The sequence below is a fragment of the Melioribacter sulfuriphilus genome (genome assembly GCF_051488685.1).
GTDB lineage: Bacteria > Bacteroidota > Ignavibacteria > Ignavibacteriales > Melioribacteraceae > Melioribacter.
Genome location: NZ_JBPSEH010000012.1, coordinates 1 through 12,687, shown reverse-complemented (window position 1 = coordinate 12,687; position 12,687 = coordinate 1). Strand labels below are relative to the sequence as shown.

The following is a 12,687-nucleotide window of genomic DNA, read 5'->3' as shown; positions in this document are numbered from 1 at the left end:
TTCTTTTAAGAAATAAAAATATTGAAATGGTGAGAAATAAAAAAAGTGGGGGCTGCAAACTCTGCAGCCCCCTATTTTATTTTTGTTAAACTTCCCAGGTGTTCACACTAAACATTAAATTATTGTAGTCGCCTGCGCCTTTTTTTGATTTGACATAATCAACCTGCTTCCAGTATTCCTCATCGTAAGTAGGTTTGTTAATCTGACGGAATACTCCAACGGGAGTTGGCATATTTTCGATATCGATAAATCTTGCCAGTATGAAGCCTCTTGTGGGATTTGTGTCGAATTCGTCGTGTACCCAACAATCGTTAACAGAATGTTTTCCATCATTAAGATTAATAACCACAGGGTTCAGTCCATCCAGCTTAATTCCTTTGTCCTTATTTTTACCGAATACCAACGGTTTCCCGTGTTCGAGATAGAGGACATAGTCTTCTTTAGTATTTTTGTCAGTAAGAGGTGCATAAGCGCCGTCGTTAAAGATCGGGCAATTTTGATAGACTTCAATAAAAGCAAGACCTTTATGCGAGGCAGCTCTTTTCAACATTTCCTGCATATGTTTGGGTTCTCTGTCGATAGTTCTGGCAATAAATGTTGCACCGGCAGCATCAGCAAGTTTAATTGCATTAAATGGAAAATCAACTGTACCATAAGGAGAAGATTTAGTAATCTTTCCTTTTTCAGACGTAGGAGAATACTGCCCTTTTGTCAGTCCGTAAATCTTATTATTAAAAAGGACAATTTTGATATCGATGTTTTTTCTGCAGGCATGTATGAAATGATTTCCACCGATACTCAATGAATCGCCGTCGCCTGTAGCAACCCAGACCTGCAATTTTGGATTAGCCAGTTTTACACCCGTCGCAATTGCAGCAGCTCTGCCATGTATGCCGTGGAAGCCATAAGTATTCATATAATATGGAAAGCGGCTCGAACAGCCGATACCCGAAACCCAAACTATATTTTCTTTCAGTTCACCGAAATCAGGAGCTGTTCTCTGAACCTGTGCTAATATCGAATAATCGCCACAGCCTGGACACCATTTAACATCTACATCAGATGCAAAATCTTTGGCAGTATATTTTGGTTTTATCTCAATATTCTTAGTTTCCATTAGTACCTCCAAGTACTTCATATATTTTACTTTCAATTTCGGCAACTTTGAAAGGACGTCCTTTTATTTTGTTTAATTGAATGACGTCTTTCAAAAAGCGACCTTTAATCAATAATGCAAGGTGGCCTGTATTAAGTTCTGGAATTAGTACCTTGTTATATCTATTGAGTACATCTTTAATATTTCGTGGGAATGGATTCAGATAAGTCAAATGAGCATGAGCTACCTTATAACCTTTTTTACGAACATTACGAATTGCTTCCTTAATAGCTCCGTATGTACTGCCCCAACTAAGGATCAATAAATCGTCAGTTTCGTTACCATCTACTTCAAGTTCAGGAATATCATTTGCGATATTATCAATTTTCTGTTTTCTGATTTTTACCATTTCTTCGTGGTTATCCGGTTCGTAGCTGATTGACCCGTAGATGTTTTGTTTTTCTAAACCACCGATGCGGTGTTCCAGGCCTGGGGTACCTGGTATTGCCCAGGGTCTGCTCAATTTTTCGTCTCTCAGATAAGGATAAAAACCTTCAGGGTCGGTACGGAATTTAACATCGATATTCGGTAATTCATCATATTCCGGAATTCTGAGGGGTTCAGAGCCCAATGCCAGATATCCATCTGTTAAAAGAATAACTGGCGTCATGTATTTAATCGCAATTCTGGAAGCCTCAATTGCAGAGAAGAAACAATCCGCCGGACTTTTTGCTGCTAAGACTGCCACAGGTGCTTCGCCGTGCCTTCCAAAGAATGCCTGTAATAAATCGGCCTGTTCGGTTTTTGTGGGCAAGCCTGTGCTGGGTCCACCTCTTTGAACGTCAACTACAACCAGCGGTAATTCAGTCATGACAGCAAGTCCAAGGGCTTCACTTTTCAAAGAAAAGCCAGGTCCTGAAGTAGTTGTAATACCAAGTGCACCTGCAAAAGAGGCGCCAAGTGCAGAACTAATTCCGGCAATTTCATCTTCAGCCTGGAATGTAATGACATCATAATTTTTGTACTTACTTAATTCATGCAAAATTTCTGAAGCCGGCGTTATTGGATAAGAACCAAGGAATAATTTTAAACCACTTTTTAGTGCAGCCGTGATAAAGCCTAGGGCAGTAGCCTCGTTACCCGAAATATTTCGATATTTTCCTTTAGGTAACTCTGCAGCTTTAACTTCATATCTTGTTGTAAAAATTTCTGTAGTCTCACCGAAATGATACCCAGCCATAAGAACTTTTTTATTGGCTTCCATAATTTCGGGTTTATTCTTGAATTTTGTTTCAAGCCAGTTAAGAGTTACCTCGATGGGTCGATTGTACATCCAATACATTAAACCGAGAGCAAAAAAGTTCTTACACTTCTCCTTATCTTTTACTGAAAGGTCCATATCTTTCAGTGTTTCCATAGTCATCTGTGTCAAGGGGATCTGAATCACATTATAATTACTTAATGATCCGTCTTCGAGAGGATTTGAATTATACTTTGCAAGGCGTAAGTTTTTATCGTCGAATGAATCGATATTAACTATAATAGTGCCGCCTGGTTTTAGATCAGGCAAATTAACTTTAAGCGCAGCTGGATTCATGGCCACAAGGACGTCAGGAGAATCTCCTGGCGTTTGAATATCACTACTACTGAAATGAAGTTGAAATCCACTTACACCCGAAAGCGAGCCTGCAGGTGCTCGGATTTCAGCGGGAAAGTCGGGCAGTGTGCTTAAATCGTTACCTGCTATTGCTGTAGTTTCTGTAAACTGTGTCCCGGTTAATTGCATACCGTCGCCGGAATCACCAGCGAATCGCACTGTTACATCTTCAACTATTTTACTTTCTTTTGCCATTTTTCTTTCTCTTAAATAAGTTAATTTATCTTTTTGTCGATTATTAAAATATGAAAACTATATTCAAAATTAAATGCCTATTTTTATTCAACTAAATTTATAATTTCAAAAAATTCTTCCGGCTCTAAAAAACCTGTCAATCTTTTTATTTCCCTGCCGCTTGAATCGATAATTAATATGGTAGGCATACCAAGAATATTAAATCTGTTCCTGAGTCTTTCAGTTTCGGCAGACATTGTTTGTGTCATATCTACTTTAAAAAGTCTGAATTCTTTCATCTTCTCGGCAACTTTACTATCTGCAAAAGTAATAGCCTCCAATTCTTTGCAGGGGATGCACCAATCGGCATAAAAATCGATGATGATTTTCTCTCTATTATCAAGCGATGCCTGATATTTTTCATCGGAAAAACTTTCCCATGGCAATTCAGGTTTGGAGGAAGGCACCAATGAATAAATCGACACTGCAAGCACAGCCAAAGAAAAAATAACTTTAAAGATTTTAAAACCCCTGATGTTATTTGCAGTCTTATCGAAAACCAATAATATCAATGCCGCCACAATACCAAAAACTGGCAGGAAGTAAGTATTGATATCTTTTGGGAACAAGGGGGCAATAAAATAGACAGCCATTCCGAGGAGCAATAATCCGAATATATGTTTGACACCTTCCATCCAGTCGCCTGCACGTGGTAATTTTTTAATCTTACCAGAAAAGAGTGCCAAGAAGAGATAAGGTAGCCCGAGACCCAGAGCCATTACAAAAAAGAGCCAGAATCCGTATAAAGGGTCGCCTTTTGCTGCAACGTATGTAACCAGTCCCAATACAAAAGGACCAATACACGGAGCCGCAACAATACCCATCGTTAGTCCCATAAAAAATGCCCCGAAAAATCCTGCCTTTGCTCCTCCAGCTTTCATCACCAAAGAATCAGGTAGCTTGAATTCATAGACACCAAACTGGCTCAATGATAGTGCAACGAAAACTAATGCTATCCCAATAATAATTATTGTATTCTGTAAAAGGCTTCCAAACACTGCCCCGCTAAGTGCTGTAATTACACCAATTACTGAATAAGTTATAGCCATACCGAGTACATACAAAACTCCAAGAAGGAACAGCCTTCCTGTTCTGCCTTCGCTCTGACCTCCAAAATAACCAACAGTTATTGGTATTAATGGATAAACACAGGGCGTAAGGTTCAATGCCAATCCTCCCAAAAAAACAAACAAGAGACTCAGCAGTAGACCACTCGATTCCAGTGTAGATGCAATAGTATTCTCATTATTCTGATCTATGTTCGTCTTACCAAAATCGATAGTTCCCATTATCTCCGAATTTAATTCAGTTATAGGCGTATCTTCATTGACAACTTTTATAAGCAAAGTATCGGTCAAACTCGTTGGTGGCAAACAACTTTGGTTATTGCATGCCTGATATGTAATATTTATTGGGATTTGATAATCGCCTTCTTTAAGACCGGCATCTATTCTTAAAAGAACACCGATATATAGAGTGCCGTCGAACACTGAAACAGGTTTTTCTGAAAATTCAAATTTCAGATCTTTTGAAGTGGGATACACAATCTCAGCAAACTGGAATCGTGGATCCACACTTACAAGATTTGTTGGTATAAGAAAATCTTCCTTAGGCTTATCAGAATTGATATGCCATCCTTCGGAAATTTCGAGTTTAACAGCAAATTTATAATTTGAATTAGGATAAGCTATATCCTGACCTTCCACCAATTCCATCTTTACAATATTTTTTTGCAAACCGAATTGTGCTGATATAATGAGTGGAAGGAAAAGAACTAAAAGAAGTTTTATTTTCATAGAGCTACCATTTTTTATGTAAACGATTCGATCAATCTTAAAAGTTCATATATTATTTTCTCCAACCCTGCACGATTGGATACCGCCTACCGTAACCGAATGCTTTGGTTGATACTCTTAATACCGGCGGAGCCTGTTTACGTTTAAATTCATTCAAGTCGACCATTCTCAATACTTTATAGACTGTATCATAATCGTTAATCTCTTCGTTAATTTCATTAATTTCATTTTGTTCTTCCAGATATAGCTGCAGTATACGGTCGAGGATTTCATAGGGTGGGAGTGTATCCTGGTCTTTTTGGTTTGGTCTTAATTCAGCAGAAGGTGCTTTTGAAATTATTTTTTCAGGAATAATTTCCTCATTTCTATTTATATATTTTGCAAGTTTATAGACTTGCGTTTTATAAACATCGCCGATGACTTCTATTGCGCCACACATATCGCCATACAGAGTTGAATATCCCACTGCTAATTCGGATTTATTGCCGGTTGAACAAAGTAGATAACCGAACTTGTTCGCAATCGCCATTAAATAAATTCCTCTAATTCTTGCCTGTATGTTTTCTTCCGTAACATCATACGGTTTGCCTTCGAAGATCACGTTTAGCATTTCCAAAATTTTTTCGTATACAGGCTGAATTGAAATTATGTTGTGTGAGATGCCCAAATTTTCGATTAGTTTCAGAGAATCGTCAATACTGCCGCGACTTGAAAATTGTGAAGGCATAAGTACAACATGAACATTTTCTTTTCCAAAAGACTGAACTGCGATATAGGTCACAAGAGCAGAGTCGATACCTCCGCTTAAACCGACCAGTGCTTTATTAAAACCAGTTTTTTTACCGTACTCGCGCAATCCCATAATCAAGGCATCGAGTATTTCTTTTTCAAATGATGACTCGATTTGAGTAACTTCCTCGTAATTAGCTGTAGTATCGTAGATAAAGTAATCTTCCTCGTAGGTTTTACCCATCATACATAATCGACCAGTAGAGTCAAAACACATGCTAGCGCCGTCGAAAATCAAATCTGTCTGTGCACCCACACAACATACATAAACCAACGGTATTCTGTCGTTTTTTGTCAAGAGATTTAGCATATCATATTTTTGTTTTCTCTTACCATACGCATATGGACTTGCTGAGATATTAATAAGTAAACTGGCACCTAAATCCACCTGTCGTTGTACAGGGTCGATTTCATATCTTCTTTTTTTCCAGTAGTCAGCATCGTTCCATATATCCTCGCAAATGGAAATACCAAGTATTTCATTTTTAAATGGGTGTACCTGAATTTTCTTTGCGGGCTCGAAATATCGAACTTCGTCAAATACATCATAGTTGGGAATCAATGATTTACTCTGGACAAATTGTATTTTCCCTTCGTAGCAGAGTAATGCAGAATTATAAACTCCTGTACCGACTACTTCCTGATAATCTTCCGTTATCGAACCGAAAATTAATCCAGTGCTATTGGTTAATGAAGCAATACTATAAGCGTATTCAGAAACTGCACTTCGAAATTCTTTTTTTTCAACCAGATCGAGCGGAGGATAACCGGGGAGAAATAACTCAGGAAAGACTACAAGGTCAGCGCCATCTTCTGTTGCTTTTTTATATCCTCTTACAATTTTTTCTTTGTTCCCTTGTAAATCTCCAATAATCGGATTAGCTTGAAAAACGGCAATTTTCATAATGTTATCATATTGTTGTACTAAAATTAGTAACTCCTGAATAGAATTCAAACTTTTGGTTAATTCGATCGTCTTAATAATCGAAATTAACCCAAAGGAGGTCGTCATGCGGAAACAATTATATCGCTCCAGAAAACATCGAATCTTTGGAGGTGTAGCCGGCGGTTTGGCAGAATATTTTGAGCTCGATCCGGTTCTCATAAGGGTTATATTTGTTATAGTAGCATTAATTAGCGGATTTGGTTTTCTTTTGTATATCATTCTCTGGATTGTTATTCCCGAAGAACCTTTCGAGTTGACTTACAACATCAACAAAGAAGACGTCGATGCCGAGAACCTGCAGGAAAGTTACCCGCAATCGGGTGGCAAAGGCAGAACAATTCTTGGAATAATTCTTATCATTATCGGTTTACTGCTTCTGGCAGAACAGTATATTGCAGCATTCGATTTCGAAGATTTACTTCCAATTGCTCTGATTGTAATAGGCATATTTCTAATTTGGAATTCTACGCGTAAATAGACGAGGTGAATTATGAAAAGTAGACAATTATTTTGGGGTTTCTTCTTTCTTACAATCGGTGCGCTTACTTTTTCATACAAATACGATTGGATTCAATCAAACTATGATTTTATCTGGAATATCTGGCCATTAATTTTTGTTTTCTGGGGCAGTCTTATAATTTTCAAAGATTCTTTCATACGTCATTTAATTAATCTTCTCTTCGGCATCTTTATGGCTGTGTTATTGTTCGGATTTATTATCAATATTTTCAATGGATGTGAAATTTATACTGACAGTACTGATGATTACACCGAATACAAACAAGATCAATTGCCTGAAGTCAAGTATGCCAGTTTGAATTTTAATTCGGGCGCAGGATATTTTGAAATTGATAACTTAACTGACAAATTTTATGAAACTGAAGTCCAGGGCGCACTTGCAGATTATAACATTCATTCTTATACAGATGACTCGACTGCATATCTCGATATCGAACTGGATGGAGAACATGATATTGTTATTGACGGGAAGAAGTTCAAAAACAATCTACTCCTGCACTTGAACAATAAACCAGTTTGGGATTTCAACCTCAATTTTGGAGCCGCAAAAGGTCGTTTCGATTTAAGGAATCTCAAAACACGTAGTATTAGCATTAAGACAGGAGCTTCGGACGTTGTTGTTAAATTAGGCGATAAATATGAGACTACTTTAATGGATGTCGAAATGGGCGCTGCAAAACTTACCCTATACATTCCTGAAAATTCTGCGTGCAGTATGAAAAGTGATTTATTTCTTGTATCGCGCAATCTCGAAGGAATTGAAAAAGTTAATCCTGGTTACTATAAATCGGCGAATTACGACACTGCAAAGAAAAAAATTGACATCTTTATTAAAGGGGGAATTTCTTCGTTTAATCTAAAAAGGTATTGAAACTATTTATTTTCTTTAGGGTGCCAGAAATATTTCGACATAATTACACAATTGTCCTCGTCGAATTCGACGCCTTCGGAACGGAGTAGGTTTTCCATCAAATTCGGGTCGCCAAAGTGAATTTTACCAGTGAGTGCTCCGAACCTGTTTACAACTCTGTGACAGGGTAAGGAAGAATTTTTTGCACTGTTCAAAGCCCAGCCTACAGTGCGTGCAGATGATTTAATGCCACATGCTTCGGCAATTGCCCCGTAGGTCGTAACTTTGCCTTTGGGTATTTTTTCCACAATAGAATAAACTTTATCGAAAAAATCTTTTTTTCTTTTCACTTGGATTCTTATTCGCCAATTATTTTAATAATTACCCTTTTACGTCTTTGCCCGTCGAACTCGGCATAATAAACCTGCTGCCACGGACCAAAATCAAGACGCCCCTCGGTAACAGGAATAATAACTTCGTGATGAACTAATAAACTTTTCAAATGAGCATCACCATTATCCTCGCCAGTACGATGATGCTTGTAATTGGGGTTATAAGGAGCCAGATGTTCGAGCCACTCGTCGATATCCTGAATCAGTCCACTTTCAGCATCGTTGACGTAAACTCCAGCGGTTATATGCATTGCCGAAACAAGAACCATCCCTTCGCGAATGCCGCTTTTTACAAGAGCTTTTTCTACTTCTGATGTTATGTTGATATACTCCCTTTTTTTACTTGTATTAAACCAGAGGTATTCGGTGTAACTTTTCATTTCCCTTACCAATTTATTGCTAAATATTTTCGGTAGCTTTTGCCAGCCTTTCTGCTAGGCTGACAAGTATTTTTTTTGTAATATCGGGATAGAGTTTTATTATATCGTCGATTTGACCTTCAACAGCCAACAGTTTTGAATCTTCAAGCGCAACAATTGATGCAGTACGTTCTTTTTTTAGTATAAGACTCATTTCGCCTACGACTGTTCCTTCTTTATCGAATTCAGCAACCTTCTTGTTTCCTTTAAATATTCCAATTTTCCCATCGACAAGGATAAAAAGTCCTCGCGGCTTTTCTCCCTCGTGGGCAATTGTTTCTCCTTTCAGATATTTTTTTAATTTTGACATCAATTCTGCGAATACATTAACAAGTACTGCTTAATAAATTCATTAATTTCGCCGTCCATTACAGCTTGCGTATCGGAAGTTTCATAACCAGTACGGTGGTCTTTAACCAGATTATATGGATGAAAAACATAGGAACGAATTTGACTTCCCCATTCGATTTTCATTTTATTTTTTTCAATCTCGTTCATTTCTGCCTGTTGTTTTTCAAGCTCCAGTTGATATAACTTCGCTTTCAACAATTTCATAGCATTTGTTTTATTTTGCAACTGCGATCGTTCTGACTGACAAGCAGCAACAAGACCTGTTGGAATATGCGTAATTCTAACGGCAGTTTCAACTTTATTAACGTTTTGTCCGCCTTTGCCGCCTGATCGATAAGTATCGATGCGAAGATCAGCGGGATTTATTTCGATATCTATTGAATCGTCGACTTCAGGAATGACAAATACAGAAGCAAAAGAAGTATGACGTCTTTTATTTGCATCGAAAGGAGAGATTCTAACAAGGCGATGAACGCCAGTTTCTGCTTTCAGGTAACCGTAAGCGTAGGGTCCTTCTACTTCGATAGTAACACTTTTAATTCCCGCGCCGTCACCTTCGAGAAAATCGATAATCGACATTTTATAACCGTTTTGCTCGCCCCATCTCATATACATACGCATTAGCATTTCTGCCCAATCCTGTGCTTCGGTTCCACCGGCTCCTGAATGTATTGTGAGTATACAATTTTTATCGTCGTCTTTTCCGCTTAACATACTTTTCATTTCAAGTTGACTGTAAAGCTTTTCTGCTTCAGCAAGCTCTTTGTTAATTTCCGGAATAAACGAGTCGTCTTCTTCGGCTTTAACAAGTTCAGTAAATTCCTTGATGTGATCGACTTTTTCTTTTAGCTCGTTCCACATATCGATCCAATTTTGCAAAGATTTACTTTTTTGTAATAATGACTGGGCTCTTTTTTGATCGTTCCAGAAATCTGGGGCTTCGCTTAATTTTTGTATTTCGTCAATTTCCTTTTGTTTTTCTTCTAATTTAAAGATACCCCCTTAGATTCTCGGTCTTCTCCTTTAAATCTCTCACCTGACGTAGTTGTTCATCAACCATTAGTTCTCCTGATATTTATACACAAATTTAATCAACTTATTTTTAGAATGAAATTCTTATCAGATTTTTGATAAGATATAATTCAGGTGATTATCAATATCTTCGCTTTTTTCAACCTTCAGCCATTCGATTCTTTCGTCTTTCCTGAACCAGGTCATCTGTCTTTTGGCATAGCGTCTTGTATTTCTTTTAATTAATCTGATGGCATCTTCAAATGATAATTTATTGTTCAGATAACTGATAATTTCTTTATATCCAACCGTATTTAACGAATTGAGTTCTTCGCTGTATCCCATATTAAGAATTCTTTTGACTTCATTAACCAATCCTCGATTTATCATTTCGTCCACACGTTTTTCGATGTTTTCATATAGAATGCTACGTTCCCAGAGCAATCCAAACTGAAGGAATTCAAAATCTGTTTCCCTTTCGTATTCCTTTTGGAGTTTTACAATCGATTTTCCTGTTATATGGAAAACTTCGAGAGCTCTCATCACTCTTTTCCAGTTCTGAGGTAGCATTTTCCGTGCACTCAGAGGGTCAATCATTTCGAGCATTTTGTATAAATATTCATTTCCAAATCTCGTCCTTATCTCTTTTAGATATGCTCTGTATTCTTCATCTGTATCAGCTGTATCAAAAATTCCATCCACAATTGCCTTGATGTAGAGCCCTGAACCACCGACAACGATGGGAATTTTATTCTTATAAATCAAATTTGTTATTATATGTAAACTTTCCTTTTCATACTTGCTAACATTGTAAGTAGCATCAGGTTCGAGATAATCGATAAAATGATGTCTGATTGATTTCAATTCTTCTTCAGACGGTTTTGCTGTGCCAATATTAAGATACTTGTAAATTTGCCTGCTATCGGCAGAAATTATTTCTGTATTTAGAATTTTTGCAAGTTTCAAACTTAATTTAGTTTTACCAGAGCATGTTGGCCCAACAATTAAAATTACTTTTCCCGCCATCCTTCTTTTCCAATTAAGGGGACAAAAGCAAAGTAAGGGATCTCCTGAACTTCAAACTTGTCTTCTGAAATTTTGTTCAACACATTAAGCACTTGCGAAGTTCTGTCGCCTACAGGTATAACAAGTTTTCCGCCTATTTTTAATTGTTTTTTTAGTTGAGTAGGAACAGAGGGGCTGCCAGCTGTAACTATAATACGGTCATAAGGTGAATATTCTTCCCAACCTAAGGTACCGTCGCTACATCTTGCAGCAATCTTCAGGTTTAGTTCATCAAATATTTTAAGGGCTCTATTATAAAGATTGTGATTTCTTTCTATAGTAAATACTCTTGCACCCAAATAATTTAATATAGCCGCCTGGTAACCCGATCCAGTGCCAATTTCAAGAATTTTCTGAGAAGGTTGGACATCAAGTGTTTCGGTCATAATGGCAACCGTATAAGGTTGGGATATTGTCTGACCGTAACCAATTGGCAAAGCCACATCGTTATAAGCATGAGGTGCTACTATTTCTGGTACAAACCGATGCCGCTCTACATTAAAGATTGCTTCGAGTACCTTTTCGTCTTTTATACCCTTTTTCTTTAAATTTTCTACTAATTCTTTTCTTTCTTCTTCGTACATTACCATTAAAATTTTTTTATACTACAAAAGTAAAATAAAAAAAGATATTTATGGAATTCTCTATTTCTTGGGAAATAATATTTGGAGCAGTAATTATAATGCTAATGCGCATTTGCGACGTCACACTTGGTACATTAAGAACTATGCTCGTTGTTCAAGCTAAAAAATACCACGCCGCAGTAACTGGTTTTTTCGAAGTATTAATCTGGATTTTTGCGATGAGATATATTGTGGCTCATATGGATAACACAGTTAATTTAATCGGATACGCAGCTGGTTTTTCTATCGGTAATATAATGGGCATAACCCTTGAAGAAAAAATTGCAGTTGGTTATGTTCAGATTAATATCATATCTCTGTACTACACCGATAAAATTGCAGATGCATTAAGGAAAGCGAAGTTTGGTGTAACTATTTTACCCGCAGAAGGTAGTTCGGGCGGCGTTTCAATATTAATAGCAATTATTAAAAGAAAACAACTAAAACAAATAATGAAAATCGTGGAAACAATTGATAAGCACGCATTCATAACAATTCAACATTCTCGTCCATTCAGAGGATATACTCACGGACCAAGAGTTTAAAAAGCTATTGCGTGATATCAATTAGAGTGTTATATTTACGCACAAAATTTTAGTAAGCTCGTTCTTATAAAAGTTGAGAAAAAGCAGAAATTAAGAGTTATAGCAAATAATGCTTAATCTCTTAATAGCATTTTGCGGGAATAGCTCAGTTGGTAGAGCGCAACCTTGCCAAGGTTGATGTCGCGGGTTCGAGTCCCGTTTCCCGCTCAAGCAAATCCCGATTATATCGGGATTTCTTTTTTATGTAATACAATTTTCAATTTGTTGGCAGCTACTGGTGGTTTAACTAAAATTGTGTAACCCGCCTTAGGCGGGCGAATCCGACCGCCAGTAAATTTGTTCTTCTAATTTTTTTAATTGGGCGGCGTAGCCAAGTGGTCTAAGGCGAAGGTCT

General features: G+C 37.3%; 13 protein-coding genes and 1 tRNA gene. 4 read left to right on the top strand and 10 right to left on the bottom strand.

The annotated features are described in order from the left end of the window. Positions 1-85: 85 nt before the first annotated feature. The 4 genes from ACSSV9_RS13665 to ACSSV9_RS13650 form a co-directional block, all read right to left on the bottom strand. Entirely contained in the window at positions 86-1,117 is a 1,032-nt protein-coding gene (locus tag ACSSV9_RS13665) for a 2-oxoacid:ferredoxin oxidoreductase subunit beta (RefSeq protein ID WP_437347821.1), read from the bottom strand. Beyond that, entirely contained in the window at positions 1,107-2,948 is a 1,842-nt protein-coding gene (locus tag ACSSV9_RS13660; RefSeq protein ID WP_437347820.1) for a 2-oxoacid:acceptor oxidoreductase subunit alpha, read from the bottom strand. Before ACSSV9_RS13660 ends, ACSSV9_RS13665 begins: the two co-directional genes overlap by 11 nt. Positions 2,949-3,031: 83 nt before the next feature. Beyond that, on the bottom strand, positions 3,032-4,783 hold the full coding sequence (locus ACSSV9_RS13655) for a protein-disulfide reductase DsbD family protein (protein ID WP_437347819.1): 1,752 nt from the start codon (positions 4,781-4,783) through the stop codon (positions 3,032-3,034). A 52-nt stretch (positions 4,784-4,835) separates the two neighbouring features. Further along, positions 4,836-6,476, bottom strand: coding sequence for an NAD+ synthase (locus tag ACSSV9_RS13650; RefSeq protein ID WP_437347818.1), 1,641 nt, complete (start codon positions 6,474-6,476; stop codon positions 4,836-4,838). A 106-nt stretch (positions 6,477-6,582) separates the two neighbouring features. Between ACSSV9_RS13650 and ACSSV9_RS13645 the strand changes: the two genes are divergently transcribed. Together ACSSV9_RS13645 and ACSSV9_RS13640 are read left to right on the top strand one after the other, a co-directional pair. Then, complete coding sequence (locus ACSSV9_RS13645; protein WP_437347817.1) at positions 6,583-6,996, top strand: PspC domain-containing protein; 414 nt, start codon at positions 6,583-6,585, stop codon at positions 6,994-6,996. A 12-nt stretch (positions 6,997-7,008) separates the two neighbouring features. After that, positions 7,009-7,908, top strand: coding sequence for a toast rack family protein (locus ACSSV9_RS13640; protein WP_437347816.1), 900 nt, complete (start codon positions 7,009-7,011; stop codon positions 7,906-7,908). A gap of 2 nt (positions 7,909-7,910) precedes the next feature. On the opposite strand, the gene ACSSV9_RS13635 is transcribed toward ACSSV9_RS13640, so the two are convergent. The 6 genes from ACSSV9_RS13635 to ACSSV9_RS13610 form a co-directional block, all read right to left on the bottom strand. Beyond that, a complete protein-coding gene (locus tag ACSSV9_RS13635) occupies positions 7,911-8,237 on the bottom strand; it encodes an MGMT family protein (protein ID WP_437347815.1) in 327 nt (108 codons plus the stop codon). A gap of 8 nt (positions 8,238-8,245) precedes the next feature. Continuing rightward, positions 8,246-8,659 carry a secondary thiamine-phosphate synthase enzyme YjbQ gene (locus ACSSV9_RS13630; protein ID WP_437347814.1) on the bottom strand — a complete coding sequence of 138 codons (414 nt, stop codon included), beginning with the start codon at positions 8,657-8,659 and terminating at the stop codon, positions 8,246-8,248. A 19-nt stretch (positions 8,660-8,678) separates the two neighbouring features. Continuing rightward, positions 8,679-9,008, bottom strand: coding sequence for a Crp/Fnr family transcriptional regulator (locus ACSSV9_RS13625; protein WP_437347813.1), 330 nt, complete (start codon positions 9,006-9,008; stop codon positions 8,679-8,681). After that, a protein-coding gene (prfB, locus tag ACSSV9_RS13620; RefSeq protein ID WP_437347812.1) for a peptide chain release factor 2 occupies positions 9,008-10,109 on the bottom strand; the annotation gives its coding sequence in 2 pieces (ribosomal slippage) (positions 9,008-10,051 and positions 10,053-10,109; 1,101 coding nt in all). The genes ACSSV9_RS13625 and prfB overlap by 1 nt, the downstream gene beginning before the upstream one ends. A 59-nt stretch (positions 10,110-10,168) precedes the next feature. Beyond that, entirely contained in the window at positions 10,169-11,086 is a 918-nt protein-coding gene (miaA, locus tag ACSSV9_RS13615; protein WP_437347811.1) for a tRNA (adenosine(37)-N6)-dimethylallyltransferase MiaA, read from the bottom strand. Then, positions 11,071-11,715, bottom strand: coding sequence for a protein-L-isoaspartate(D-aspartate) O-methyltransferase (locus ACSSV9_RS13610; protein ID WP_437347810.1), 645 nt, complete (start codon positions 11,713-11,715; stop codon positions 11,071-11,073). The genes miaA and ACSSV9_RS13610 overlap by 16 nt, the downstream gene beginning before the upstream one ends. Positions 11,716-11,759: 44 nt before the next feature. On the opposite strand from ACSSV9_RS13610, the gene ACSSV9_RS13605 reads away from it, so the two are divergent. Continuing rightward, positions 11,760-12,293: a DUF2179 domain-containing protein gene (locus tag ACSSV9_RS13605; RefSeq protein ID WP_437347809.1), complete on the top strand. Its 534-nt coding sequence runs from the start codon at positions 11,760-11,762 to the stop codon at positions 12,291-12,293. A gap of 134 nt (positions 12,294-12,427) precedes the next feature. Next, positions 12,428-12,500 (top strand) — tRNA-Gly (locus tag ACSSV9_RS13600). Positions 12,501-12,687: the final 187 nt, after the last annotated feature.

Excerpts from the sequence above, each read along its gene's own strand:
- ACSSV9_RS13665 (WP_437347821.1), bottom strand. The coding sequence starts at position 1,117 with ATGGAAACTAAGAATATTGAGATAAAACCAAAATATACTGCCAAAGAT.
- ACSSV9_RS13660 (WP_437347820.1), bottom strand. The coding sequence starts at position 2,948 with ATGGCAAAAGAAAGTAAAATAGTTGAAGATGTAACAGTGCGATTCGCT.
- ACSSV9_RS13655 (WP_437347819.1), bottom strand. The coding sequence starts at position 4,783 with ATGAAAATAAAACTTCTTTTAGTTCTTTTCCTTCCACTCATTATATCA.
- ACSSV9_RS13650 (WP_437347818.1), bottom strand. The coding sequence starts at position 6,476 with ATGAAAATTGCCGTTTTTCAAGCTAATCCGATTATTGGAGATTTACAA.
- ACSSV9_RS13645 (WP_437347817.1), top strand. The coding sequence starts at position 6,583 with ATGCGGAAACAATTATATCGCTCCAGAAAACATCGAATCTTTGGAGGT.
- ACSSV9_RS13640 (WP_437347816.1), top strand. The coding sequence starts at position 7,009 with ATGAAAAGTAGACAATTATTTTGGGGTTTCTTCTTTCTTACAATCGGT.
- ACSSV9_RS13630 (WP_437347814.1), bottom strand. The coding sequence starts at position 8,659 with ATGAAAAGTTACACCGAATACCTCTGGTTTAATACAAGTAAAAAAAGG.
- ACSSV9_RS13625 (WP_437347813.1), bottom strand. The coding sequence starts at position 9,008 with ATGTCAAAATTAAAAAAATATCTGAAAGGAGAAACAATTGCCCACGAG.
- miaA (WP_437347811.1), bottom strand. The coding sequence starts at position 11,086 with ATGGCGGGAAAAGTAATTTTAATTGTTGGGCCAACATGCTCTGGTAAA.
- ACSSV9_RS13610 (WP_437347810.1), bottom strand. The coding sequence starts at position 11,715 with ATGGTAATGTACGAAGAAGAAAGAAAAGAATTAGTAGAAAATTTAAAG.
- ACSSV9_RS13605 (WP_437347809.1), top strand. The coding sequence starts at position 11,760 with ATGGAATTCTCTATTTCTTGGGAAATAATATTTGGAGCAGTAATTATA.